Consider the following 24785-nt stretch of genomic DNA (forward strand, 5'->3'; position numbering starts at 1 on the left):
CTGTACGTGCTTCATCACATGCATCGGTTACGCCAGCAGATAACGGCTACAGCTATAACGTAACAGATGAAATGCATTTCATAGCAAGCTTTTTTTACTTTTTTTCAGACAACGGTTACCATGCGTTATAATAAAGAGTGCGATGGATGAATGAGGGGGATTACGTATATGGCGAATATTAAGCAGATTGCGGAGCTATCGGGGGTATCCGTCACCACGGTCTCCCGTGTATTGAACAATCATCCCTATGTGAGTCAGGAGAAGCGTGAGGCCGTCATGCAGGTGGTCGAGCAGCTTGATTACAGTCAAAATTTCAATGCGGTTCATCTAGTCAAAGGGAGAACACAGATGATTGGCATCCTCCTCCCGTGCATGGATATGCCTTTCTTCTCCAGTTTCATGACGGGATTGGCAGATGAAGCGCTGAAACATAAATATAACCTCGTATTTTTTCAAACGGATTATAACGAGGAAGAAGAGCTGCGCGCGCTTCATATGTTGAAGCGTAGACAAATTGATGGACTGATTATTGTATCGAAGGATTTATCATGGGATACGATTGAGGAGTACGCACACTATGGGCCGATTGTGTCGTTAGAGCATGCTGGCAATCGCCCGATCAGCTCGATCAGCTTCGATTACTATGGAAGCTACAGCTATGCCATGCGCTATCTAATCGATAAAGGTCATCGACATATCGGAATATCAGTCTGTAGGGAGTATAGCTACAATAGTTCAATCCGCTTGCAGGCCTATATGGATGCCCTGCGGGATGTTGGTGTAACACCTGATGAGGATTGGATGTTCTATCGAAGCAGTAATATACAGCATGGGGCTGAGGTGCTGCAGAGGTGGATTGCCATGGATAATCGTCCGACCGCTATTATTGCTTCTGGCGATGAAGTTGCGGCTGGGATTATATTGGAGGGAAGGAAGCGGGACATCTATGTACCGGAACATCTGTCCCTGATAAGCTGTGAGAACTTCCCTATGGCGGCAGTAATCGGCGTAACTTCGATTGATTATCGCAACGAAGAGGCTGGTGCTGCCATGTTCCAGGCTTGCTATACCCGCATAATGCAGCCAGAAGCGATGCCAGAGCAGCATATTATGCGTTTTGAGTTCGTAGAGCGAAGCTCGGTGGCGAGTCTAATATAGAACAAGACCCAGGGCATCCCTGGGTCTTGTTGGCGATATTCTCGTTATGTCTGAAGCCTATTGAGGTAACTGGCATGCTGCTGTGACCTATTCTTGAACTGCTTATGAACGACTACTCAAATGGAACACGTGCTTCGCTAACACTACGGACGGACTTGTGCACGTGTACTGCCGTACAACGAGAAGCGAGTCCACACAGTATTGATAAGCAATAACGCTCCCGACATAATAAAGATTCCCTCTATCCCGATCACGCCGGAGACCAATCCTCCGACGATTGGCCCAACCATATTGCCTAGTGCCAGTGTGCTGCTGTTGAAGCTGTAAGCTCGGCTTTCCATTCCGTCAGGCGTATATTTGCGAATAAGCGAGTTGACGGAAGGGAGCAGACCTCCCATAAATATGCCAAGCACGAATCGTACGGCAGCAAGCTGCCATACTTGATTGACGAATGCCTGAGGGATTAAGGAGCAGGCTGCACCAATAAGACAGACGGTCAAGATGCGATGCGACCCGATCCTATCACTAAGCTTCCCGAGTATCGGCGAGCATATCATATTGGATAGCCCGGTAACCGCACTGACAATGCCCGCGAGCAGCGCAAGATCTTTCTGTGACCCATGCAGCTCTTGTACATAGAGCGGAAGCAGCGACATGGGGCTTAGCATTGCAAATTGAAGTAGGAAGGTTACAGCCAATAACGACTTCAATTGCGGGATGCGAGCCAATTCCTTGAAGCCCTCGAGTACAGACTTTTCGGCTGCGTCGGTTGCCTTCTCGCGGTCGAATGATTCCTTCACCATGAACATCGTCAGCAAGGTCGCGAGGAAGAGCAAGGTGCCTGTAATGTAGAAGATAGGGCGATATCCGACCCAATCGGCTAGAACGCCGCCAATCAGTGGACCCAAGATAGATCCGGCAACGACGCCGGATTGAAGCACACCCATTGCGAAGCCCATTCGTTCCTTCGGTGTCGTTGACGATACGAGGGCAACGGCGGCAGGGTTGAACCCGGAAATGGTTCCGTTCAGCATGCGCAGCAGCAGGAGGTGCCAAGGTGTCTGCGCTAGCCCCATTAACGCGGTTACTGCCGCCATTCCGAATCCAGAGCGGAGCAGCATTACTTTACGACCGTACTTGTCGGCAAATTTCCCCCAGATTGGCTGGAAGATGAATGAAGTGAAGAAGTTCGCAGCAAATATAAAACCCGACCAGAGTGCGATTTGATGGGTATCGGTTAGCCCGATATCATGCTGCAAATATAAAGCGAGAAACGGTGTTACCATGGTCATTCCCGCCATGGCAAGAAATGAACCGAACCATAAAATGATGAGATTTAGTTTCCATTGCTGCATATATCCTGTTCACCACTTTCTTAGGTCACGGTCCGTCCGATGTGCCAGCAACTGGTATCAGTATACCATATTGTACTATAACAATGTTGTCATATTGAATGGTGTCGTGCCAATCAATCTTACACCTCGTTAATTTTCGTGAAACTAACTGTGCACCGTATGTTGGATTTCGCAAATCGCTCCGGCCATTCTTCCCCTTTATAAGCGGGATACCCGATTTTATTGCGCACATGCATGCCTACTCCGAGGCAATCTGTCCGATTCTCCTGCAGAAAGTGAATGACTTGCTCATACTTGCGCTGAAGCTCTTTGGCAATGTTTGTTGAAGTGCCGACTTTATTGTTGCCGAGCTCGTTCAATGAAGAGGTGGTGGCTCCTTTAATGGTAAGCACGATTTCCACCTCCGGATGGGGATCTGTTCGAAGGACTCGAATTTCCCTTCTGACTTGAGCGTTCTCAATAATAAGCGGCTGGGTGGTGTTAAGATGCTTCTCAGCGATATACAGTGGGGCAGTCATCCGGTTATGACGCATAGTAAGCATGAAGTTGACATCCTCCTCAGGTATGGTAGCTACCCAATTTCCATTACGGAATAATGCCATTCCATGAATAGATACATTATTATTATCAAACCTCGCAATCGAACAGATAGGCTCAATTCCGTCATCCAGATCATCTCGGATAAAGTTGAAGAGCGAGGACAAGGTTAAATTTTTGTTTTTGTGAAGCTTCATCAGCAATTGATATAGTGGCAGGTTCAGCTCTTCCTTCGGTGCTTGGAGGATAGAGTTCGCCTTGCCCCGTACCATGAGCAGGTTAGAAGTGAGCGGGAACTTCGAATCATAGACGAGATGTCGAATGGCATTCACCGTTTGTTTCCCGACCTCTTCGCCGAATAAGATGTTGCGTAATTGTCCAACCACGAGCTGAGATTGCGTCAATAAATTGAAATGATTCATCGCTCCTTGGAAGTCCGGTGCTTCCAAAATCGAGTTCCATATGATTGACTTTTTTCCATTGGCTTCTTGAGGAAAGCTGATGCCATATTCGTAGGGCTGTTTCGTTCCGGTGTCGACGGTAATCGTCTGAATGAAACCAGCCTCATTGACAATAATCTTCTGCTGGCATCCGGTTGTTGCAATCCAGGTACTCAAGATGATCCCAGTCAAGACAAGCTTTCTAGTGGGTATAATCTTCATGTGATAACCTCCAGTTCACGGCTGCGGGCAGGCGGATTCGTGCATGGACGTATCTTCGTGCTGCATGGCAGAGCGCGTCTTATCATTCCGGACTGGTAGTATCCAATACAGCATAATGAGGGTGAAAATAAGAATCCAGTCTCCGTAAGCGATGATCTCGTTAACAATGTTGAACTGTTCAACTGAAACGGGAGCAAGCAGAAGCAGCGCACACAACAGTCCTAAAAGAAGGAATACTGGCCGTTTGCATTCCTGCAACTGATATTGCATGATGGCTCGCGAGGCGCTCCATATGTACATCGCGGCAGAGACAACAGCTGAGAACATCATGAAAATAAATAGCAAGTCGGTAATGTTCTCTAATGCTGTCAATCGGGAGCCGCCGTATAGTCGAAGCACCGGATATCGCATTGTACTGGATTGATGCAGCGGAAGCATGCCCTGGACTAGCAAGCAGTACATGAGATAGTAGGCAGCTACGAATCCATTGAATAGGAGCACGGATCGGAACCATTTCGTCCTGTTATCCAGCAGCGGAGCCATCATCATTAATAGCTCAAACCCGAAGAACGAACTCATGATTTCTCCGATGCCTTTTGCTGTTGGCTGGGCTTGATAAAAGATAAATGGTGTAAGTCTTGCAATCTGGAAATCGGTGAACTGCAACAGCTCCAATCCGATAGACCAGCATGTCAGCGCCAGAAAAATAATAGAAGCTTTGGACATCGTATAAGGGCCGAGCCATGCACAATATAACGCCGTCCCCAATACGATTAAGCTCAGTGTATTAATGCTCACAGAAGTATCGTTCGTATATTGAAATACAAGGGTGTAGGAGTGAATCACAATATACACGATACTAATGAACTGGATGCCAATAAAGGTGAGAAGAGGGATAGCCACATACTTAGGCAGCTGCTCCGTTATGAGCTGAGGGATGGATCGAAATTCTTGTCTTCGCATCCCATAGTACATCACGATAATGTGAAGCAGAGACAGTAAGTAAAAAACCGGAATCATAATCCAGCTGTTCGTTCCAAATTGCTGTGCCATAAGGTTAGGCAATTGAAAAAACATAACCCCGCGCTGTGCCATATAGATGAGAATACCTACTCCCCAGGCTTTGCATGTTGGTGACAAGACTGCACCTCCGATTTCATCTCATGTTTACTTCCGTCACCCGCCACAACATCAGTTGCTGGGTGCGCCACAGATTGCGGCATTAGGGATCGGGTCAAGAACATATAAAAGGGCACTCCATTTAAGTAGATATACTCCCGATTGATACTGCGCAGATGGCATAGGTGCACAATGAAGACGATGAAGAACACCATCAGCCCGAAGTAGCCAAGGAAGCCGGCTAACAGAATCGCAACAAAGCGCAGCAGGCGCAGTGAGGTCTCCATGGTATAATTCGGCACGATGAAGGAGGACAACGCTCCGGCCGCAACAGAGACGATAAGTACATTCCCGGCTAGTCCAGCTTGAACAACGGCTTGTCCAATAACGAGACCGCCTACGATACCGATAGTCTGTCCAATCTTCGTCGGCAGCCGCACTCCTGCTTCTCGAAGCAGCTCGATGACAAATTCCATCAGCAGCGCCTCAATCATCGGGTCAAAGGGAACAGACGAGCGTGAACTAACAATGGTCTTCAGCAACGTAGCCGGAATGAATTGATAGTGATAGGTTGTAACCGCCACATAAAAAGCACTAAACATAATAGAAAGCATGAAGGCAGCTAAACGCAGAAAGCGGATAAATACGCTAAAATGCCATCTCTCATATGCATCCCCTGTTGATGCGAAAAATTCCAAGAAACGTGCAGGAGCCGCCATCACGGAAGGGCTGTTATCCGTAATTAGCGCGATTTTGCCAAGCGAGAGACAACTAGCAATTGCATCAGGCCGTTCTGTATCGTACCACTGTGGGAAAAATGAGTACGGCGAATTCTCCAAATGTTTAGCAACTGTATTTCCATCCATCACTTCATCCATTTGAAGGAACTGCAGTCGGCGATTGATTTCTTCAAGTGCAGACTTATCCACTTTCCCTTCCAAGTAAACCAGGTAAACGTATTGAGTACATTTGTGTCCGATGTCTATTTGCTTCACTTTGAGGTGAGTTGTGCGCAAACGCTGGCGCAAGAGAGCGATGTTGGTGCACGCATCTTCGATGAAGGCGTCGTGTGGGCCCGTGATTAAGGTTTCTCGCTCTGTAACGCCAACGGGTCTAGTCGGGGCGCCTCCAGAGGCAACGGTATACAGTTTTGAACGGTATACCGCACCAATCTGACCTTCCAATACGGAAGTGATGAAGCAGCGTTCGCTTGCTGCTGGGCTAGGCTCATTGACGGCTTGCCATGTGGACAACATTCGCATAATGCTCACATCCGTTGGATTATCCTCGAAGAAAGAGGTCACAATTTGTTGAAATTGCCTTCCATCAAGTAGGCGATCAAAGTAATATAGCGTTACTTCTCCGTCACCATAAGAACGCACGGTTAAGTCATCGCAATCATGAAATGCGTCATTGAGCTGCTGAAGCCAGTCCATAAGTGCTGTCCCTCCTATGTGTCCCTAATCCATGAGCATATGATGTGCAACATTATAAATTTTATGAAGATAAGGTTGTCTCGAATGTGTCCATGTTCAAATTTGAATACGCAGAATGAATGCAGAGAAGTGGTGGAATATCGGCAAAGGAGGGGCATGTATGATAAAATGTCAAAGTCTGTTCATTTCCGGACGTCGATTGTCAACAGATTGTCATAGCTTCGAGAGATGGTCTGGTTGTGGTCGTTCTGGAAAACGGGCATAATGGAAGCGTCAGGTTGTAACAATTTGCACAATACCGTTCGTTCGGAGGGTATCTATGACTTATAATGATCGTTTTATCCGCGCATGCCGCAAACAATCCGTAGATCGCTTGCCAGTATGGTATATGCGCCAGGCGGGTCGCTATGATCCGGAGTATCGCAAGATTAAGGAGAAGTACAGCTTACTTGAAATATGCCGCCAGCCAGACTTGGCTGCGGAAGTAACGATGATGCCAGTGAAGAAGCTTGGTGTCGATGCTGCTATCCTCTACTCAGACATCATGAATCCAGTCGCATCGATGGGTATTGATTTCGATATTGTAGCGCAGGTTGGTCCAGTTATTCATAATCCGATCCGCACTGCTAAGGATGTTGAGCGCTTGAAGCCAGTTGATCCAGAAGGAGATCTTGGGCATATTCTCGAGACAATTCGGATACTGGACGCGGAGCTGAACGTACCGTTGATTACATTTACGGGAGCACCGTTCACGATTGCGAGCTATCTCATTGAGGGACGGCCATCGAAGTCCTATATTCGGACGAAGACGATGATGTATGAAGCGCCGGAAGTATGGTTCGCTCTTATGGACAAGCTGGGCGATATGGTTATTCGCTATATTCGTGCTCAGATTGCGAATGGGGGCAAGGCATTCCAGTTATTTGACAGCTGGGTGGGCTCCTTGTCGCCACGTGATTACGTGAGATATGTCCTCCCTGTTATGGAACGGATATATTCTGAATTATCTGATTTGGGTGTGCCAAGCATCTACTTCCCAGGCGTTAGCTCAGGTGAGCTGCTGCCGTATTTGCATGAGCTGAAGGCTGATGTGATCGGACTGGATTGGCGTGTGTCGATTGCAGAAGGTCGCAAGCGCTTGGCTGGCAAATATGCGGTGCAAGGCAATCTTGATCCTTATCTGCTGACCGGTCCGATGGACATTATTCAACGTGAAGCGGCTCATATTATAGACGAAGGCGTGAAGGAGCCAGGTTATATATTCAACCTTGGACACGGACTATTCCCAGAGGCATCGCTAGACAAGTTGAAGCAATTAACGGAATTTGTTCACTCGTACTCGGCTGAAGCCATTGCTTCTCGTAAATAGAACTTGGCAATAAATCACGATGGAGGTGGCGCATGAGTAAGAGAAGAGTAGGCGTCCTCGTCATGTCTTACGGGACACCACGCAGCATGGAAGAAATCGAACCCTATTACACGCACATCCGGAGAGGAAATCCGCCTTCTGCCGAGCAGCTTGCTGAACTACAAGAGCGCTATGAAGCAATTGTAGGCGGTGTATTTCCACTTCGTGAGCATACGGATCGCCAAGTCGCTGGCTTGCAGCTTGCTTTGGATCGACTCACGGAAAATACAAATGTACAGTATATGTGCTATCAAGGGTTGAAGCATGTTCATCCTTATATAGAAGACGGCGTAGCAGCAATGGCGCACGATGGTATTACGGAGGCCGTCAGTATTGTACTGGCTCCGCATTACTCCGTGATGAGTGTCGGCAGCTACAATAAACGTGCTCAGGAAGAGGCGGAGAAGCACGGTATCCGGATGAAATGTGTGAATAGCTATCATCTGCATCCGGAACTTATTGATGCGCTTGCGAAGCGAGTGAATGAGCAGCTGGATGCATTCGTACAAGCAGGAGTGGATCGTGGAGCGGTTGAGGTGCTGTTCAGTGCCCACAGCTTGCCGGCACGAATACTGGAGATGAACGATCCATATCCAGATGAATTGAATGCAACAGCTGCAGCTATAGCCAAGCAGTGTGGGTTGAAGGATAGCCAATGGCGCTTTACATGGCAAAGTGCAGGCCAGACTGCAACACCATGGCTTGGCCCAGATATATTAGACACGCTGTCCACTGTTGCGGACGAGGGAACCAAGTGGGTGCTGTCCGCACCGATCGGATTCGTATCCGATCATTTGGAAGTCCTGTATGATTTGGACATTGAAGCACTTCAGAATGCACAGAACTTGCAGCTTGGCTTCAAGCGCATTCGCATGTTGAACGACGATCCACAATTCATGTCGGTATTGGCCGACACGATTATGAAATTGGATCAATAGGGAGCTAGAGAAAGAAGGGGCGTAACATGAACTGTTCGCGGGATCTGGTCATCATCGGCGGGGGAATAACGGGGTTGTCCGCTGCCTACTACGCGGCAAAGAAGGCGGAAGAGAACGGACGAACTCTGAATATAACTATCATTGAGCAAGCAACACGACTTGGAGGCAAGATCGAGACCTTGCGCAAGGATGGATGTGTTATCGAGAAGGGCCCGGATTCCTTTCTCGCCCGTAAGATGCCGATGATCGATTTAGCACGCGATCTCGGACTGGAGACGGAGCTTGTAGCTACGAATCCACATGCCAAGAAGACATACATTGTAAGGCGGGGGGTTATGCATCGCATGCCGCCAGGCCTTATTCTTGGAATTCCTACTGAGCTTACTCCATTCGCGAAGACAGGTCTTATTTCTGTCATGGGCAAACTGCGAGCGTTGATGGATTTGTTCAAGAAGCCGCGTATGTCGACTGAGGATGAGTCGCTAGGCTCATTCTTGGAGCGGCGATTAGGTCATGAAGTGATGGAGCACATTGCAGAGCCGCTGCTTGCCGGTATTTATGCAGGTGATATGAGCAAGTTGAGCTTGCAGCAGACGTTCCCGCAATTTGCTGAAGTGGAGCGGAAGTATGGTAGTCTTATCAAGGGAATGATGGCAAGCCGGAAGGCTGGACAGAATCTCCCTGGATTGCCGGATGTGGCAAGAGGCTCCACCTTCTTAACGTTCCGCAGCGGACTAACCTCACTTGTTGAGCGCTTGGAGGATGTCCTGCGAGAATTGAAGGTGAATGTTCAATTGGGCGTGAGTGCTGACCGATTCGAGAAGATGGAAGATGGCCGCTATCGCATCCATCTCCATGATGGGAGCCAGATAGAGACGTCCTCAATCGTGGTCACAACACCATCGTACCATGCTTCGACCTTCTTAGAGGGACATGTGGATACATCTGCACTACGGGCGATTGAACATGTATCGGTTGCCAATGTTGTCAGTGTATTCGAACGCAGTGTGGTAAACAAGCCGATGGATGGAACTGGCTTCCTCATCTCGCGCAAAGAGAAGCGAGCCATAACGGCTTGCACGTGGACATCGATCAAGTGGCCCCATACTTCAAGAGGGGATAAGCTTATCGTTCGCTGCTACATTGGGCGAGCGGGAGATGAGGAGCGTGTCGACTGGCCGGATGAAGCGCTGAAGCGCACGGTTCGCAATGAATTGCGAGACCTTATGGGAATTACATCCGAGCCGGAGTTCGTAGAGGTTACGAGACTGAAGCACTCGATGCCGCAATATCCGGTAGGACATGTGCAGGCGATTCAGAAGCTGCGCGCGTCAGTTGGCACTCAATTGCCAGGTGTATTTCTTGCGGGTCAACCCTATGAAGGGGTTGGAATGCCAGACTGTATTCACAGTGGGCGAATGGCGGGTGAACAGTCCGTTGCAATCTTAGCTGAGACTGCTTCAGAGAACGGCATGCCGACAGCATGTGCGAGCAGCATGGCCTGAACGTTTGCAGAAGCTTGCAGTTCCTGACATACTGCCATGATAAAATGAGTGCGATATCGTACGTATATAAATAGATCGTGATAATTAGGAGGTCGTGTATGAACACGGCCTCTTTTTTGTATTGTTCATGCGGTGCAAATTGGTGCAAAAAGATAGATGTTTGCCCATGAGACTGACTAACATCTGCTGGAACTAGAACTAGAACTGGAACTGGAACTGGTTGGACTTAGATTGTAGTTCATTCGTTCTTCGTTTGGGTATAGGCAGAGTAGAGGGAGTTGAAAATGCTTCTTTGCCGAGGCTATCGTACCCTTGTTATAATAGAATTAGCATGTATTGGATCTAACCATACAAAAAATGAAGATACGAAGGAGGGCTTATGGAGCTATCAAGAACGGAACGTCACAAGCAGCAGCGAGAGCAGCGCCAGAACAGGAAGCGGAAAGCTGTATGGGGATACAGTGTTCTAGGTATCATCATCATTGCAGCGGCGCTGTTTGCATTGCAGGGGAAGTTGTTCGATTTGGGTGGAACGGAAGCACAGGATGGAATAACAGCTCCTGTCGGAGATAAGTCAGGGACAGACGGACAAGATCAGACCGCAGAAGGTGCGGATGACTCGAAGGATCCTAAGGATGCCAATGCGGATGATTCAACAGCAGTGCCGGATGATAAGAAGGAGCCGACAGTTCGTCTAGCCTTCGTAGGTGACATGATGATGTCAGGTCGCGTTGAGGATGTTGTGAAGGATAAAGGGTATGACTTCCCTTATTATTATGCGAAGTCACTGCTGCAGGATGCGGATCTTGCGATTGGAAATTTGGAGACGCCGCTCACGACTGGTGGTTCTCCAGCAGACAACAAACTGTTTGTATACAAATCGTCTCCGAAGATGGCACAGGCAATGGCTGAGGCGGGAATCGATATTGTCAATTTGGCCAATAATCATTCGATGGATCAAGGTGAAGAAGGGCTGCTTGATACATTTAAAGCATTAAAATCTGCTAACATTGCTTACATAGGAGCTGGAAGCAATTCCAAAGAAGCCTATACGCCGCATATTGTAGAGCGCAATGGCATTAAATTGGCATTCTTGGGACTTAGTCGAGTCATTCCGGACGACACCTGGTATGCGTGGAAGAACAAGCCTGGAGTAGCAACAACCTATGAAGGGACGAAGGAGCGGGCGGCAGAAGCAATCAAGTCCGCCAAGAAGGAAGCGGATATTGTTGTCGTGATTGCACATTGGGGAGAAGAACGGACGGACGAGCCGAATGCGAAGCAGAAGGAGCTGGCGAAGCTGTTCGTGGATTCCGGAGCAGACCTCATCGTTGGCGGCCATCCCCATGTCGTGCAGGGCTTCGAGCAGCAAAAAAACAGCTGGATTGCATACTCAATGGGCAACTTTATTTTTACGCAAGCAGAAAACCCAAAAACCTGGGAAACGATGGCGCTTCAAGCGGAATGCAAGAAGGATGGGAAGTGCGAGCTTAAGATGACCCCGTTCTTTACAAACGTAGGGCAAGCTATCCCACTCGAAGGTGAACGAGGGCAGAAGCTAATGAAGCGGGTGCAGGAAATATCCCCGGGCGTCCAGATCGATCAGGGCGGGAACATTCGGAAGAAATCATAGCTTATACTTATCATAATGAATGGCATATGAAGTGGGGGAGAAACGGATGAACATGAATCCAGTAAAGTCGCAATTTACAGGAGAGATAGATCCTTCTAATATTCGTAATGTGTATTGCATTGGCCGTAATTACCGCATGCATGCTGCCGAGCTTGGCAACGAGGTTCCGCAAGAGCCAATGGTATTTATGAAGCCATCTCATGCGGTTCATAGCGTAGCAGAGGGGACACTGCTGCCCCTTCCGCTGCATCTTGGAGCCGTTCACCATGAGTTAGAGCTTGTCCTGCATATCGGAACAACCGTGCAGCCAGGCATGACTGCAGATGAGGCAGTTGATGGCTATGCGCTGGGCATTGATTTTACGCTGCGTGATGTTCAGGATGTGTTGAAACGCAAAGGTCATCCGTGGATGGCGGCGAAGGGGGTGCTGAATTCTGCTCCGATTACACACTTCCTTCCGTATCCAGGAACTGGTGCATTGCTCGATTCGTCATTCAGCCTTCTACGCAATGGAGAAACTGTTCAATCCGGTACAGCACGGGACATGCTGTTCTCTATCGATGTGCTTATCAACCACATTGCCGAGCATTATGGGCTTGGTGCAGGCGACGTCATCTTCACAGGCACACCAGCCGGTGTAGGGCCGATAGAAGAGAATGATGAATTGGTGCTTAAACTTGGCGAAGAATCGGTTGGCAGCTGTCGCATTACAGCCAAGCCTCCTGTTGAGCGGTGATGGTATGGTAGAACGTAAGGAGGGCTACAATGCTCCATCGTTGGATTGAACTTGGGCTTAGCATCAATCCGTGGTTGATCGGATTTATCGGCAGCGCTGCTGTAGCAGGAGCAGCCCTGTGGAAGCGTGCATTAACACGATCCGGGGCTGCTGCAGCTGTGATCATGGGTACGATTTATTATAGCTGCGGTGATCTTGTCTGGTTTGGCTTGCTGCTTACTTTCTTCATATCTTCGACCTTCTGGTCGAAATGGAAGAAACGGAAGAAGGCCCATCTGGATCAGATTTATGAGAAGACAGGCGAGCGTGATGCTGGACAAGTATTCGCAAATGGTGGAATTGGGATGCTGCTATGCATTGTCAATTTCATTTGGCCGAGTCCCTATTGGCTGTGGCTGTTTATTGGGGTAATGGCGAGCGTGAATGCAGATACATGGGCAACCGAGATTGGCAGCCTGAGCCGTCGATTACCACGCTCACTGTTAAGTGGCAAGCAAGTCGAAGCGGGTACATCAGGGGCGATATCACTCCTCGGAACCCTGGCGTCGGTTGCAGGCGCGTTCACGATTGGAATTGCGGCAATGTGCTTGATGATCCTGCAGCACGCAATCATAGGCCAAGTGCCTGTTGAAGGATTGAATTGGACCTATTTCCTGATTATCATAGTCGCAGCATCAATTGGCGGTACTGCAGGCGCATTAGTCGATTCCCTGCTGGGGGCAACTATCCAAGCAGGATATCAATGCAACGCTTGCGGGGCGTCGACTGAGCGGCTTATGCACTGCGGTGCAGCAACCAAGCACATTCGCGGCCTATCCTGGTTAAATAATGATAACGTGAACTTGCTTGCTTCTTGTGCCGGCGGGCTGATGTCTATTGTTGTCATTCTGCTGTTATAGGCGAAAAGAGTTGATCAATTGTCATGCAATTGAAATCGACAACATTCCTGTCTCATGTTATAGTCGAAGCAGAATGTAAGTAACCATGGCGGCAGCGTACAAGGAGGTGAACCGAGTGAGTTATGGACAGGGTGACAAGCTGCAGTTGATTATGGACGCGGCTTATGAACTCTTCGGTTCGAATGGTTTTTATGAAACGAAAATGTCGGATATAGCTGACAAGGCAGGTATTGCCAAAGGAACGCTATATTTATATTTCGAGAGCAAAGAGCAGCTGTTTACCGTAATGATGATGCAAGGCTTTGAGCAATTTCTGCAAGAGTTGGATCAGGGGCTGCTTGAGCGGGACACCTTGGAGGGAAGTCTAGGTTTCGTTGCCGAGCATCATTTGGAATATTATTATAATCGCAGGGAGTATACGAAGCTGTTCTTCAAGGCGCCAAATAAGGATCCGGAAATGATGGAGGCGCTGTGCAACTTCATGAAGAGTTATGTACAGCGAATCGCAAGCTCGATGGAGGATTTCAATTTGCCAGATCCTCTCCTTCATGCCAAATCATTTATCGGTATGCTCGATATGCTCAAGATGGATATATTATTTAATCCGACCTTCTCTAACCATGATTTGCGGCAGCGGATTCAGTTCGCATCTGAGTTGTTTGTGAATGGCTGTAAGCAGGGCATACCGCTCTAGCAGCTTCATACCTGATCGCGTGCAAGGGGGGAACCGTAGGTTCTCCTCTTTCGATGATGGGAGCGAAGATAGGCGGATAAATCTGCACTATGTACTGTTGACAGCTATTTGCAATCTGGATGTGTCTACGGGTTAGGATAAAAGGTTATAAGGGGATGAAGTAAGCTTAGTTCGCTTGCAGCTTCACCTTCGTTATAGATGGCTGATGCTTGATTGGAGGAACGGAATTCATGCATGTAATGACGATTGAACAGCTAGGTAAAAGTTATGGGGACAAAACCTTATTTAAAGACGTATCATTCGGAATCGAAGAAGGGGATCGATTCGGAATTGTTGGGGTGAATGGGACTGGGAAATCTACATTCCTTCGTACGATTATGGGATTAGAGCCCGTTGAGGAAGGTAAGATCATGGTTGGCAGCCGCGTTCGGGTTCAATTTGTGCCTCAGGAGCCGGAATTTGATCCTAATGCAACTGTATTGGATCAGGTGATGGGTGGGGATGCCCCAGAAATGGTCGCAATCCGGACGTATACCGCGTGCTTGGAAGCAGCATCTTCCCAACCGAATGATGAGCAAGTACAGCATCGCTTGGTACGCGCGAGTGACGACATGGATCGCCTCCAGGCTTGGCAGCTTGAGAGCGATGCGAAGACGATCCTGTCCCGTCTGGGGATTCAGCGCTTCGATGCCCGAATGGGCGATCTCTCAGGTGGCCAGCGTAAGCGTGTGGCGCTTGCGTCAGCACTTATTCATCCTTCGGATCTTCTGCTGCTGGACGAACCTACGAACCATATTGATAATGAGACCGTAGCGTGGTTGGAAGCATTGCTTCAGAAGCGAAGCGGTGCATTGATTATGATTACGCATGATCGCTATTTCCTCGATCGCGTCGCGAATCGCATGATTGAATTAGATCAAGGACGCGCGTATTTCTATGAAGCGAACTATACGCGTTTCCTAGAGTTGAAGGCAGATCGTGAGGCGCGTGAAGCAGCCTCGGAGGAAAAGCGTCAGAATTTGCTCCGTAATGAGTTGGCATGGATTCGGCGCGGGGCACAGGCTCGGTCGACGAAGCAGAAGGCGCGTATTCAGCGCTTCGAGGAATTACAGGCCGATAACCCAGCAGCGAAGAACGGTCAAGTTGAGATATCTGCGATGTCTGCACGGCTAGGGAAGAAGATCATGGAGATTGAGTCTCTGGGATGTTCGATTGAGGAACGTGAGCTGTTCAAGGATCTCAGCTACATCGCAGTTCCAGGGGATCGCATTGGTATCATAGGGCCAAATGGAAGCGGCAAGTCGACATTGCTTCGTGTCATTGCAGGCAAGCGCGAACCGCAGCAAGGGACAATTGTGCTCGGTCCTACGGTTCGGATTGGATTCTTCACACAAGAACATGAAGAGATGGATGAATCCCTTCGTGTCATCGAATATATACGTGAGGGAGCAGAGACCGTGCAAACCGCCGAGGGGTATACCGTAACGGCTGCACAAATGCTCGAACGGTTCATGTTCAGCCCTACAATGCAATGGACATTGATTGGCAAGCTGTCCGGTGGTGAGAAGCGACGCCTTCAACTGCTTCGTATCTTGATGGAAGCGCCGAATGTGCTGCTCCTTGACGAGCCTACGAATGACTTGGATGTACAGACACTTGCTGTGCTTGAACAGTATTTGGATGACTTCCCTGGCGTTGTTATTACGGTATCTCATGATCGTTACTTCTTAGATCGAGTGGCAGAACGTATTTGGTCGTTTGAGAACGGTCGTGTCTCCCAGCATGTTGGCAATTACTCCGAATATATGGAATGGAGAGCTAAGCATGCACAGGCGGCGAATACAGAAGGCGGCACGCCAACAGTGAAGACAGCAACTGCTGCAGATCCTGCGGGCCGATCAGAGCGCAAGCCTAAGCTCAAGATGTCATACAAGGAAGAGCGGGAGTATGAACAGATTGAGGAACGAATCATGGAAGCGGAAAGCAATATTGAACGTATCCAGCAAGATATGGAACAAGCGTTCAATGATTCAGTACGCTTGCAGGAGCTGATGAAGGAAGATGCGGAGGCTCAGAAGCTCTTGGAGCATTTGATGGAGAGATGGACTTATTTAAGCGAGCTAGCGGAGCAAATCGAGGCTGAGAAGTCGAAATAATGCTGCTGGTTCGAGTGAATGTGAATATACCTTAGTTCATCGATGATTATAGCGATCGAAACAACTACGATGGAATATCAGCGGAGTGAGGGAAGCGTTCGTATGAGGGGGAAGTATGAACCAGCACCACATGATATAGTGATATATCCTAGCAAGCGCAAGTTAGTCGCCATGTTCCTATGTTCCATAGTGTTTATTGCGATTGGAATGGTCATGCTCATGCAAGATCAAGGTGGAGTCGTGCTTCTAGGGGGAGTAAGTGTCGTATTTTTCGGTATGTGCGGTGTATATTGCGCATACCGCATGTTAGTCCCTAAGCCAGCTGTCATCCTGACAGCGGATGCCTTCTATGATCAAGCCTCGCTTGGGGCAGCAGGGAGAGTATTGTGGTTCAGAGGTAGAAGAAATTAAAGTGTACGATATGATGGGCCAATCCTTCCTGGGAGTGAAGATGGCCAATCCGGAAGAATTCCTTGCTCGGTGTCCAGGCTGGAAACGTTCGCTCATGTCAGCGAACCGAGCATTCGTTGATACGCAGATCAACATCCCAAAGGTTGGCATTCGAGGCTCGCTGGAGCAAATGGCTCAAGAGATGCTCGTACGCTGGGATCGTGCCAAGTCGCAACAAACTTAGGCGAATAAGAGAAGAGCAGGTAACCTCAGTGGGTAGTCCCCATGTGAGGTTCCTGCTCTTTTTTTCGTACGGCAAACCGTTCAACAATTCTGCCGATCAATCGCAATTCATACTGTTATTCATCTTCGCCAATCTTGACGATGGCTCTCCCAGATGATTGGCCCTGGAGCAACTGGTTGAGATAACCAGGGACATCAGTCAGCTGCAATTCATGAATCCAGTTCGGGGTATGGGTGAATGACTTCCACTCCGCCGCGATTCGTGACCAGAGGCGGACACGATCTGTACTCGGTACGAATACAGAATCGATGCCATATAAGGCGGTCCCTCTCAGAATAAATGGGAAGACAGAAGCCGGCAAAGTTCCACCAGCCGTCATTCCTGTTGCGGCCACAGCCCCGCCGTAATGGAGGGACGCTAGGACAGAGGCAAGAATCGCGCCGCCACAGACGTCGATCGCTCCTGCCCAGCGCTGCTTATCGAGAGCCCGAGGCCGCTCTGGAAGAAGTTCCTCACGTGCAACAATCTGCTTGGCACCAAGAGAACGAAGTAACTCTTCATACTGGGCTTTACCTGTAGAAGCGGCAACCTCATATCCGAGCTGTGCCAGCATAGAGACTGCGATGGAGCCGACTCCGCCTGTTGCACCAGTAACAAGGATAGGGCCTTTATCAGTTGTAATACCATGGCGTTCTATCCGTTCGACAGCGAGAGCAGCAGTGAGACCCGCTGTGCCGAATATCATTGCTTCCCTTAGGCTGAGCGAATCGGGGAGTGGAACGATCCAATCGCCTGGTACGCGCACAATCTCACTGAGACCGCCCGTATGGGTTACGCCTAGCCCATATCCCGTTACCAGTACACGCTGTCCTGCCGAATATCGTTCATCCTCTGATTCAATGATGACCCCAGATACATCAATTCCGGGGATGAAGGGGTATGATTTTACGATATTTCCTGTTGGTGAGCAGGCAAGCGCGTCTTTGTAGTTCAATCCAGAATACGCGGTACGAATCGTTACGGTTCCCGCTGACAATTGCTCGGGGGTACATTTTTGAACACTTACATCCAGCGTCCCATCCGTTTGCTGGTTAATCCATAACGCTGCAAATTGCTGTTTCATCTTACCTTCGAACCTCCCTTTCATTCCATGCTGCTTATATGTAATTAGGTAGAAGACAGGCTGATATCACTCGCTTCAGAGTTGGCATTTAGACAGCATTAATTATAAGGGATCAGGTTCTTATTCCTCTGTGATGTATGCAGCAATCAAGCGTGCTGTATTGATTACTGCCCGCTGATGAGTGCGTTCCATCGCATGTGAGGCATGAACGCCTGGCCCAATTAAGGCAGCACGGATGTTGTTGCCACCGCGAAGCGCAGCTGAAGCATCGGAACCATAGTGAGGGTAAATATCAACTGCATGCTCGATTCCCTCTCGTTCTGCCAGAGCAATAAGAGTGCCCGTCATCATATAGTCGTAAGGCCCGGATGAATCTTTCGCACAGATGGACACGTCCGTCTCCTTGCAAGACAGATCATCGCCCATAGCTCCCATATCAACAGCAAGCATCTCCGTTATTTCCTGGGGAATGTAGGATGCGCCATGTCCGATTTCTTCGTAATTCGTAATGAAAATGACAATATCGTGCTTTGGCTGCCATGCGTGGCGCTTCATGCTCTCCAGCAATCCGAATAAGGCAGCTACACTAGCTTTGTCATCCAGATGGCGCGACTTAATAAATCCATTTGGCAAGTGTACAGGACGTGCGTCAAATGAAACGTAATCACCTGTGCGAATGCCAAGTTCCTCGGTATCTTTCTTGGTATGTACAAGCTCATCGATGCGCACAATCATGTTCTTCTCTTCACGTGCGTATTCGCGTGCGTCGCTGTATACATGCACAGAAGGGTGGTTCGTCATAATTGTACCTGTGTATGTACGACCATCACGAGTATGTATGTGGCAATATTCATTCTCCATGGAACTAGACATATATCCGCCTAGGGAAGTTAAGCGAAGTGTGCCATCAGCATGGATGGATCGTACCATAGCACCCAGCGTGTCGACATGGGCAGACAATCCGATGACTTTGTTCGAATCGTGCTTCTCTCCTGCTACCTTAATGACGCCACAGCCTTTTTGAGTCTGCTCGAATGCGTATCCGAGTTGTTCCGCTTCACGGCCAATGCGGGCCATAATATGGTGGGTATAGCCTGTTGGACTCGGTGTATTAAGCAATTCGAGCAGGAAGGAAGTTACGTATTTTTCGTCAATTATCGCTTGGAAGGGTTGTGATGAAATAGTTGAATGATCGGGTGCAGTCATGACTGTATTCCTCCTTGATATGATAAATGGGTACGATTTAATCGCTAAACGCTAAATACCAGTGTTAATCAGTGTTAATGTTAATGCAAATACTAGTTCTGAGACTAGTACTAATGCAAGTACTAATGCAAGTACCAATGCAAGTACTGGTGCTAGTGATCAATCTTGCTCGAATTGGCTGTGCTTGATGTGAGTCCCGTTAAATCCTCATTTGTCATGCTGTCGCCATGAGGATGCAATTCTTCCAGGTTGTTTGTCGATTCAAGATTCTCGAACAAGCTAGTGTCAGCGTCGCCTGTATATTGAGCAAGCTGATGCTCCAATTGCTTAATCTTCTTCTGGGAGCGGAACTGCAGGTAGATGCTGTATGAACCGACAATTACAGCTCCAAGCAGGGTGCAGCCCAAAATGAGAAGAATAAGCGGTACATCGAACGTGCCGAACAAGAGATTCACTTGTACTGGATTCACGTTAATGACTGCGAATATCGCCGTAATGAGCGCAAATATAAGTCCTGCTAGCAGGGACCATTGAATACGCATTGCAGGTAGCCTCCTTACCATTATGTTTATGTATCTATTCTCAGTATAATGTTCGACTTCATTCGCCACAAGTTGAATGGTTGCTCCAATCAAATATTTTCATTATGGAATAAGGATTCATAATACAGACATGTCATGATATGATCATGGGGAGGAATGATCTGGAAGTGAATGGAGGGGCATTCATGAATACGAGGAAGGCAGACGTTGTCATTATTGGTGGAGGGCTTGGGGGAACGCTGGCAGCTTGGACACTGGCGAATCGGGGTCTAGAAGTGATCATGACAGAAGAGACGGACTGGATTGGCGGCCAGCTTACCAGTCAAGCAGTTCCACCAGATGAACACCCATGGATTGAACAAACAGGATGTACGGCTGCTTATCGAGCATTCCGCAATCAGATTCGGAGTTATTATGCTGCACTTGTGAAGCCAGAGCTGCTGAAGGATCGAGATGCATACGACAATACTTTCAATCCGGGGAATGGATGGGTAAGCCGGCTGTGTCACGAGCCGAATGTTGCGCATGATCTGCTGCAAGCGTGGCTTTGCCCTCACGTTGAGGAAGGGCGTCTGCACATTTTGTATCATACGGTTCCGCTTGAAGCGCACACGCAAGGCGATGCCGTACAAGACATCACCGTGCTCAATCGAATTACAGGAGAGAAGACAGTACTCACTGGACAATATTACGTAGATGCAACAGAATGTGGTGACGTGCTGCCGCTCGCAGGTGTTGAATATATCGTTGGTGCTGAATCACAGCAGATGACAGGGGAGCCTCATGCGCTAACAGAAGCAGACCCAGCTGATTTGCAAGCGTTTACAGTAGTGATGTCGCTGGAGAAGCTGGATGCCAACGCCGCTGAACGCAATGAGCCGATTGCCAAGCCGGCAAGTTATGATTGGTGGAGAAGCTTTCACCATGAAGGATCGCCTTATCCTTTGTTAAGTTGGTGGGATACAAAGCCAAATGCGACTCATGAATTGCGCAAGTTCATTTGCTTGCCCGACGGTATAGACCCGCTGCCTCTGTGGACGTATCGCCGTGCTGTGGACGCATCGCAGTTTCGGGACGGCCATTATGAGGGAGATCTGTCCTTAATTAATTGGCCGCAAAATGATTATTCCATTGCATCTCCTGTTGAGATGAGTTATGAAGAGCGGGATGCGATTGTTGAGGAGGCTAAGCAGTTAAGCTTGTCTCTGTTATATTGGCTTCAGACAGAAGCGCCACGTGAAGATGGTGGAGTAGGGTACCCCGAATTCCGCTTGTATCGTCCATCTGTCGGCACTGATGATGGCCTTGCTAAGTCGGCTTACATTCGTGAATCGAGAAGAATTCAAGCCCTATATACAATAACGGAACATGATGTGAGCAAGGAGCTCCGCAAGGGGCAGGGACTTGGCATTCGCCGATATGAGGATAGTGTAGGAGTAGGGCATTATTCTATGGATTTGCATACAACAACCAAGACTGGACGAAGCTGCTATATTCCGACCTTGCCTTATGAAATTCCGCTTGGATCTCTCATTCCGAAGCGGGTCACGAATGTTCTGCCTGCTTGCAAAAATATCGGTACGACTCAGCTCACTAACGGGTGCTATCGCTTGCATCCAACCGAATGGAATATTGGAGAATCCGTCGGTCACTTGATCGCTTATTCGATTGAGCAAGGGATCATTCCTAGCAAGGTCTATGAGGATAAGCAGCATCTCAGCGCTTATCAAGCGGAGCTGGATGGGGCAGGCGTACAGCGAAGCTGGCCGTTCGATGGAACCGAAATCGCATAGCGCAGCTATATCAACTTCTTCGCTTCTTACCTATTAGCACGCATCGTGTCCCTGGGAATTACTCGATTTGATACAAGAGGGGATGTGACAGGATAGCTGACAAAAAAAGAGACGCCCAGACAGCAGTTAGTTAGGCTGTCTAGCGTCTCTTTTACATTTATTTTGCAGCGAGCTGTTCCATCTCTTTGATAAGGGATTCAAGCAAGCTCATGCCTTCTTCGATTGGCTTCGGAGTGGACATATCTACGCCGGCCTTCTTCAGAATGTTGATCGAGAAGTCGCTGCCGCCGCTCTTCAAGAAGCCTGTGTAACGATCGACTGCCGGTTGACCTTCTTCGAGAATTTGCTTCGCGAAGCTTTGTGCAGCCGAGAAGCCTGTAGCGTATTTGAACACGTAGAAGCTTGTATAGAAGTGAGGAATACGTGCCCATTCCATCTCGATATCTTTGTCGATGACCATGTCATCTCCGTAGTACTTCTTATTCAAGTCATAGTATACGTCACAGAGGAGCTGCGGTGTCAGTGCTTCACCTTTCTCAGCGTGATCATGGATAATCATCTCGAATTCAGCGAACATCGTCTGACGGAATACAGTTGTACGGAATTGATCGATGTAGTACGCAAGCAGATACATCTTTTCTTTCTTATCCGTTGTCTTCTTCAGCATATAATCCATGAGCAGCGCTTCATTTAACGTGGAAGCAACCTCTGCCAAGAAGATGGTGTACTGTGCGTCACGATATGGCAGGTTGTTGTCCGAATGGTACGAATGTAGTGCGTGACCCATTTCATGTGTCAATGTGAACATGCTGTTCAAATTGTCTTTATGGTTCAACAGCACGTAAGGGTGCGTGCCGTATGCGCCCCAGCTGTATGCGCCAGTACGCTTGCCTTCATTTTCATAAACGTCAATCCATCCGTTGTCGAAACCATCTTGAAGCACATTCAGATACGATTCACCAAGCGGCTTCAAGCTTTCCTTAACAGTTGCCTTCGCTTCTTCGAATGTAATATTCATGTCGAACTCATCGACAACCGGAGCGAATAGGTCGTACATATGTAGTTCCTTCACACCCAGAAGCTGCTTGCGAAGCTTCATGTAGCGGTGCATAAGCGGCAAGTGCTTGTGGATCGTGTCAATCAGATTCGTATATACTTCCTTCGGAATGTTGTCGCCGTACAGATACATTTCCAATGTGGAAGGGTATTTGCGTGCACGAGAATAGAACAGGTTCTTCTGTACGTTCGCATTGAGTGTAGAAGCAACTGTATTGCGAAGCTTGCGATATGTACCGTATACGCCTTCAAAAGCAGCCTTGCGAACTTCGCTGTTGCGGCTTTCAAGGAATTGAATGTAGCGGCCATGTGTCAGCTCTACATCCTTGCCGTTCTCGTCCTTAATCGTTGGGAACTTCATGTCGGCATTGTTCAGCATGCTGTAAATGGTCTCAGGCGCCTTGGACATGCTTCCAACTTGCGCGAGCAGCGCTTCTTCTTGCTTGGACAGAATATGTGCCTTTTGGCGCTGCATTTCAGTCAACGTGAAGCGGTAAGCAGCCAGCTTCGGTTCTTGAATGAAGGCATTCAATTGCTCATCAGACAAGGACAGAACTTCAGGCGTAATGAAAGAGAGAGCCTCCCCAACTGTTACGCTTAATTGCTTGGCCTTCTCGGACAATGCCTGATATCCAGGTTCCGCTGTGTCTTCATGATGGCGCATGCTCGCATATACGTACAGGCGCTCTGTATGTAGGGAAATATCGTCTTCCAGCTCAAAGCAATTCTTCAGTGCTTCCGCATCATTCAACTTGCCTTGATATTGCTTCATTTTATCCAACAGCTGGTTAACCAGCGAGAATTCTTTGTCCCATTCTGCTTGTGATCCGAATAAGTCCTCCAATTTCCAGCGGACATCCTGTGGGACTTCTGAACGTTTCCATACTTGTTCCATATGTACCCTCCTCATATATTGATATTGCGATAATGGCTTCGCTGTCGCTTGCTTATAACTAGCGGCTGTTGAAGCAGACAGTAGGCTGGTCACCATGATGGCAGAGGTGACCAGCCCAATAACCAATTGGCGTGTCGTGGCCATATATCCCCCTCCGGTAGCGTTGCCGTGCGGCAATGGTGCTGTGTGCACTCACCGATTAATCTGTAGGGTAGTATGACCAGAGAACGCCAAACTATTTGTTGCGGGCGGCTGTGCTTGTTCGTTGATGAAGCTAACTGCCGAGCGCAAAAAAAGAATAGACAATTAGGAAGAAGGCGAATGTAATCAAGCATAATGCAGTAATTGCCAACGGCCTGCGCAGCTTCTCTGGCAGCGTGTCTCTCTTCCAGACTAGGATCACTCCAAGTGAAAATGCAAGCAAAACAAAAATAAGGTTCGTTGATGAATTCATAAGCATCCTGCCTTTATACTTGCTTGAATTTGTCCATGATCTCGTTCCATTCTTCTTCCTTGCCTACGTAATCTTCTTTAGGAAAGCGTTGTTCAGCCCAATGCATCAAGGCCGGACGGCTCAAGAAGTTATGGCATTCTTCTCCCCATTGTTCGGATATTTCACGCAATACGATATAACGGCCTTGTACTTCAACCGTAAGCATATTCCAGTTATCCTTTTTATAAATAACATGTTTCTTCATCATAATTTGGTTCCCTCGTTTCTTGGTGCAGGGCACTGTCACTCTAAGTTGTAAGCGGTATTGCCAAGCAGTTCGTCTTACCGATCATGATACCTTAGCCATTAAATGAAATCAAATCTGATTTCACTGGAAAACCGCAATATTGATCACATTATTTGCAATTTTTTTAGAAATCTTTTTTTGTGGGAAAAGTTGCGTTTGACTTTTTGCTTAAGTATAATATTACTATTCGCCTGTCAGGGCGAAGAAGTGAGGAGGTTTTGACTTTGAAAGGTACTGTAAAATGGTTTAACGCAGAAAAAGGCTACGGATTTATCCAAGTGGAAAACGGCGAAGACGTATTCGTTCATTTCTCCGCAATCCAAGGCGACGGTTTCAAAACACTTGACGAAGGCCAAGAAGTAGAGTTCGATATTACTGAAGGCAATCGCGGTGCGCAAGCAGCTAATGTCATTAAATTATAATGAATTGTCCCGTTAAGGGCTGTCATTTATAAATAGTGCACTAGCAACGCCAAGCAGCCATGTTCATGTTGAGCATGGCTGCTTTTTTATGTTCTCATCTGATCGCAGTAGCCTGAACCCATTATTTTGTTAGCCAGT

The 24785-nt window shown here is 48.2% G+C and carries 23 protein-coding genes; 13 read left to right on the plus strand and 10 right to left on the minus strand.

The annotated features are described in order from the left end of the window. The first annotated feature begins 168 nt into the window (after nucleotides 1-168). Nucleotides 169-1158 carry a LacI family DNA-binding transcriptional regulator gene (locus tag BLS15_RS15305; RefSeq protein ID WP_021253270.1) on the plus strand — a complete coding sequence of 330 codons (990 nt, stop codon included), beginning with the start codon at nucleotides 169-171 and terminating at the stop codon, nucleotides 1156-1158. A 143-nt stretch (nucleotides 1159-1301) separates the two neighbouring features. Here the strand turns inward: BLS15_RS15305 and BLS15_RS15310 are convergent, their stop codons facing one another. The 4 genes from BLS15_RS15310 to BLS15_RS15325 form a co-directional block, all read right to left on the minus strand. Then, nucleotides 1302-2513 (minus strand): MFS transporter, encoded by a 1212-nt coding sequence (locus BLS15_RS15310; protein ID WP_021253269.1) that lies wholly within the window; start codon nucleotides 2511-2513, stop codon nucleotides 1302-1304. 119 nt (nucleotides 2514-2632) lie between these two features. Further along, nucleotides 2633-3712, minus strand: coding sequence for a Ger(x)C family spore germination protein (locus BLS15_RS15315; protein ID WP_028533845.1), 1080 nt, complete (start codon nucleotides 3710-3712; stop codon nucleotides 2633-2635). A gap of 15 nt (nucleotides 3713-3727) precedes the next feature. Further along, nucleotides 3728-4852, minus strand: coding sequence for a GerAB/ArcD/ProY family transporter (locus BLS15_RS15320; protein WP_028533846.1), 1125 nt, complete (start codon nucleotides 4850-4852; stop codon nucleotides 3728-3730). Beyond that, nucleotides 4822-6267 carry a spore germination protein gene (locus BLS15_RS15325; RefSeq protein ID WP_021253266.1) on the minus strand — a complete coding sequence of 482 codons (1446 nt, stop codon included), beginning with the start codon at nucleotides 6265-6267 and terminating at the stop codon, nucleotides 4822-4824. Before BLS15_RS15325 ends, BLS15_RS15320 begins: the two co-directional genes overlap by 31 nt. A gap of 319 nt (nucleotides 6268-6586) precedes the next feature. Here BLS15_RS15325 and hemE point away from each other — a divergent pair, with 319 nt between their 5' ends. The 10 genes from hemE (at nucleotide 6587) to BLS15_RS15375 (ending at nucleotide 16870) form a co-directional block, all read left to right on the plus strand. Continuing rightward, entirely contained in the window at nucleotides 6587-7636 is a 1050-nt protein-coding gene (hemE, locus tag BLS15_RS15330; protein WP_021253265.1) for a uroporphyrinogen decarboxylase, read from the plus strand. A gap of 32 nt (nucleotides 7637-7668) precedes the next feature. Further along, nucleotides 7669-8613, plus strand: a complete 945-nt coding sequence (hemH, locus tag BLS15_RS15335; protein ID WP_090512348.1) for a ferrochelatase — start codon at nucleotides 7669-7671, stop codon at nucleotides 8611-8613. A gap of 26 nt (nucleotides 8614-8639) precedes the next feature. After that, the gene (gene hemG / locus BLS15_RS15340) at nucleotides 8640-10118 is read left to right on the plus strand and encodes a protoporphyrinogen oxidase (RefSeq protein WP_021253263.1); all 1479 of its coding nucleotides are present in this window, start codon (nucleotides 8640-8642) and stop codon (nucleotides 10116-10118) included. A gap of 379 nt (nucleotides 10119-10497) precedes the next feature. Next, nucleotides 10498-11751 carry a CapA family protein gene (locus BLS15_RS15345; RefSeq protein WP_028533847.1) on the plus strand — a complete coding sequence of 418 codons (1254 nt, stop codon included), beginning with the start codon at nucleotides 10498-10500 and terminating at the stop codon, nucleotides 11749-11751. A gap of 46 nt (nucleotides 11752-11797) precedes the next feature. Further along, nucleotides 11798-12487 (plus strand): fumarylacetoacetate hydrolase family protein, encoded by a 690-nt coding sequence (locus BLS15_RS15350; RefSeq protein WP_331281232.1) that lies wholly within the window; start codon nucleotides 11798-11800, stop codon nucleotides 12485-12487. A 29-nt stretch (nucleotides 12488-12516) separates the two neighbouring features. Further along, nucleotides 12517-13386 (plus strand): DUF92 domain-containing protein, encoded by an 870-nt coding sequence (locus BLS15_RS15355; protein ID WP_090512352.1) that lies wholly within the window; start codon nucleotides 12517-12519, stop codon nucleotides 13384-13386. A 115-nt stretch (nucleotides 13387-13501) separates the two neighbouring features. Continuing rightward, complete coding sequence (locus BLS15_RS15360; protein ID WP_021253259.1) at nucleotides 13502-14080, plus strand: TetR/AcrR family transcriptional regulator; 579 nt, start codon at nucleotides 13502-13504, stop codon at nucleotides 14078-14080. 230 nt (nucleotides 14081-14310) lie between these two features. Then, on the plus strand, nucleotides 14311-16236 hold the full coding sequence (locus BLS15_RS15365) for an ABC-F family ATP-binding cassette domain-containing protein (protein ID WP_021253258.1): 1926 nt from the start codon (nucleotides 14311-14313) through the stop codon (nucleotides 16234-16236). A 207-nt stretch (nucleotides 16237-16443) separates the two neighbouring features. Further along, nucleotides 16444-16647 carry a hypothetical protein gene (locus tag BLS15_RS30005; protein WP_368087126.1) on the plus strand — a complete coding sequence of 68 codons (204 nt, stop codon included), beginning with the start codon at nucleotides 16444-16446 and terminating at the stop codon, nucleotides 16645-16647. Then, nucleotides 16586-16870, plus strand: a complete 285-nt coding sequence (locus tag BLS15_RS15375; RefSeq protein WP_139170670.1) for an STM3941 family protein — start codon at nucleotides 16586-16588, stop codon at nucleotides 16868-16870. Before BLS15_RS30005 ends, BLS15_RS15375 begins: the two co-directional genes overlap by 62 nt. 115 nt (nucleotides 16871-16985) lie before the next feature. Here BLS15_RS15375 and BLS15_RS15380 read toward each other — a convergent pair whose 3' ends face one another. The 3 genes from BLS15_RS15380 to BLS15_RS15390 form a co-directional block, all read right to left on the minus strand. Next, nucleotides 16986-17993 (minus strand): oxidoreductase, encoded by a 1008-nt coding sequence (locus tag BLS15_RS15380; RefSeq protein ID WP_021253255.1) that lies wholly within the window; start codon nucleotides 17991-17993, stop codon nucleotides 16986-16988. A gap of 120 nt (nucleotides 17994-18113) precedes the next feature. Continuing rightward, nucleotides 18114-19199, minus strand: a complete 1086-nt coding sequence (locus BLS15_RS15385; RefSeq protein ID WP_021253254.1) for a M42 family metallopeptidase — start codon at nucleotides 19197-19199, stop codon at nucleotides 18114-18116. A 152-nt stretch (nucleotides 19200-19351) separates the two neighbouring features. Further along, nucleotides 19352-19741, minus strand: coding sequence for a LapA family protein (locus tag BLS15_RS15390; RefSeq protein ID WP_021253253.1), 390 nt, complete (start codon nucleotides 19739-19741; stop codon nucleotides 19352-19354). 185 nt (nucleotides 19742-19926) lie between these two features. Here BLS15_RS15390 and BLS15_RS15395 point away from each other — a divergent pair, with 185 nt between their 5' ends. After that, a complete protein-coding gene (locus tag BLS15_RS15395) occupies nucleotides 19927-21534 on the plus strand; it encodes an FAD-dependent oxidoreductase (protein ID WP_036590692.1) in 1608 nt (535 codons plus the stop codon). Between the two features lie 157 nt (nucleotides 21535-21691). Here BLS15_RS15395 and pepF read toward each other — a convergent pair whose 3' ends face one another. The 3 genes from pepF to BLS15_RS15410 all read right to left on the minus strand — a co-directional run bounded on the left by pepF (nucleotide 21692) and on the right by BLS15_RS15410 (nucleotide 24186). Next, the gene (gene pepF / locus BLS15_RS15400) at nucleotides 21692-23485 is read right to left on the minus strand and encodes an oligoendopeptidase F (RefSeq protein ID WP_174810925.1); all 1794 of its coding nucleotides are present in this window, start codon (nucleotides 23483-23485) and stop codon (nucleotides 21692-21694) included. Between the two features lie 274 nt (nucleotides 23486-23759). Further along, complete coding sequence (locus BLS15_RS15405; RefSeq protein WP_072729768.1) at nucleotides 23760-23939, minus strand: hypothetical protein; 180 nt, start codon at nucleotides 23937-23939, stop codon at nucleotides 23760-23762. Nucleotides 23940-23952: 13 nt separating this feature from the next. Then, the gene (locus BLS15_RS15410; RefSeq protein ID WP_021253250.1) at nucleotides 23953-24186 is read right to left on the minus strand and encodes a hypothetical protein; all 234 of its coding nucleotides are present in this window, start codon (nucleotides 24184-24186) and stop codon (nucleotides 23953-23955) included. Nucleotides 24187-24449: 263 nt separating this feature from the next. On the opposite strand from BLS15_RS15410, the gene BLS15_RS15415 reads away from it, so the two are divergent. Beyond that, nucleotides 24450-24647 carry a cold shock domain-containing protein gene (locus BLS15_RS15415; protein ID WP_005546053.1) on the plus strand — a complete coding sequence of 66 codons (198 nt, stop codon included), beginning with the start codon at nucleotides 24450-24452 and terminating at the stop codon, nucleotides 24645-24647. Nucleotides 24648-24785: the final 138 nt, after the last annotated feature.

This window comes from Paenibacillus sp. cl6col (assembly GCF_900102125.1).
In the GTDB taxonomy this organism is placed as follows: domain Bacteria; phylum Bacillota; class Bacilli; order Paenibacillales; family Paenibacillaceae; genus Paenibacillus_B; species Paenibacillus_B suaedae.

Coding starts and splice junctions, on each gene's coding strand:
- BLS15_RS15305 (WP_021253270.1), top strand. CDS start 169: ATGGCGAATATTAAGCAGATTGCGGAGCTATCGGGGGTATCCGTCACC.
- BLS15_RS15310 (WP_021253269.1), bottom strand. CDS start 2,513: ATGCAGCAATGGAAACTAAATCTCATCATTTTATGGTTCGGTTCATTT.
- BLS15_RS15315 (WP_028533845.1), bottom strand. CDS start 3,712: ATGAAGATTATACCCACTAGAAAGCTTGTCTTGACTGGGATCATCTTG.
- BLS15_RS15325 (WP_021253266.1), bottom strand. CDS start 6,267: ATGGACTGGCTTCAGCAGCTCAATGACGCATTTCATGATTGCGATGAC.
- hemE (WP_021253265.1), top strand. CDS start 6,587: ATGACTTATAATGATCGTTTTATCCGCGCATGCCGCAAACAATCCGTA.
- hemH (WP_090512348.1), top strand. CDS start 7,669: ATGAGTAAGAGAAGAGTAGGCGTCCTCGTCATGTCTTACGGGACACCA.
- hemG (WP_021253263.1), top strand. CDS start 8,640: ATGAACTGTTCGCGGGATCTGGTCATCATCGGCGGGGGAATAACGGGG.
- BLS15_RS15345 (WP_028533847.1), top strand. CDS start 10,498: ATGGAGCTATCAAGAACGGAACGTCACAAGCAGCAGCGAGAGCAGCGC.
- BLS15_RS15350 (WP_331281232.1), top strand. CDS start 11,798: ATGAACATGAATCCAGTAAAGTCGCAATTTACAGGAGAGATAGATCCT.
- BLS15_RS15355 (WP_090512352.1), top strand. CDS start 12,517: ATGCTCCATCGTTGGATTGAACTTGGGCTTAGCATCAATCCGTGGTTG.
- BLS15_RS15365 (WP_021253258.1), top strand. CDS start 14,311: ATGCATGTAATGACGATTGAACAGCTAGGTAAAAGTTATGGGGACAAA.
- BLS15_RS30005 (WP_368087126.1), top strand. CDS start 16,444: ATGGTCATGCTCATGCAAGATCAAGGTGGAGTCGTGCTTCTAGGGGGA.
- BLS15_RS15375 (WP_139170670.1), top strand. CDS start 16,586: ATGATCAAGCCTCGCTTGGGGCAGCAGGGAGAGTATTGTGGTTCAGAG.
- BLS15_RS15380 (WP_021253255.1), bottom strand. CDS start 17,993: ATGAAACAGCAATTTGCAGCGTTATGGATTAACCAGCAAACGGATGGG.
- BLS15_RS15385 (WP_021253254.1), bottom strand. CDS start 19,199: ATGACTGCACCCGATCATTCAACTATTTCATCACAACCCTTCCAAGCG.
- BLS15_RS15390 (WP_021253253.1), bottom strand. CDS start 19,741: ATGCGTATTCAATGGTCCCTGCTAGCAGGACTTATATTTGCGCTCATT.
- BLS15_RS15395 (WP_036590692.1), top strand. CDS start 19,927: ATGAATACGAGGAAGGCAGACGTTGTCATTATTGGTGGAGGGCTTGGG.
- pepF (WP_174810925.1), bottom strand. CDS start 23,485: ATGGAACAAGTATGGAAACGTTCAGAAGTCCCACAGGATGTCCGCTGG.
- BLS15_RS15405 (WP_072729768.1), bottom strand. CDS start 23,939: ATGAATTCATCAACGAACCTTATTTTTGTTTTGCTTGCATTTTCACTT.
- BLS15_RS15410 (WP_021253250.1), bottom strand. CDS start 24,186: ATGATGAAGAAACATGTTATTTATAAAAAGGATAACTGGAATATGCTT.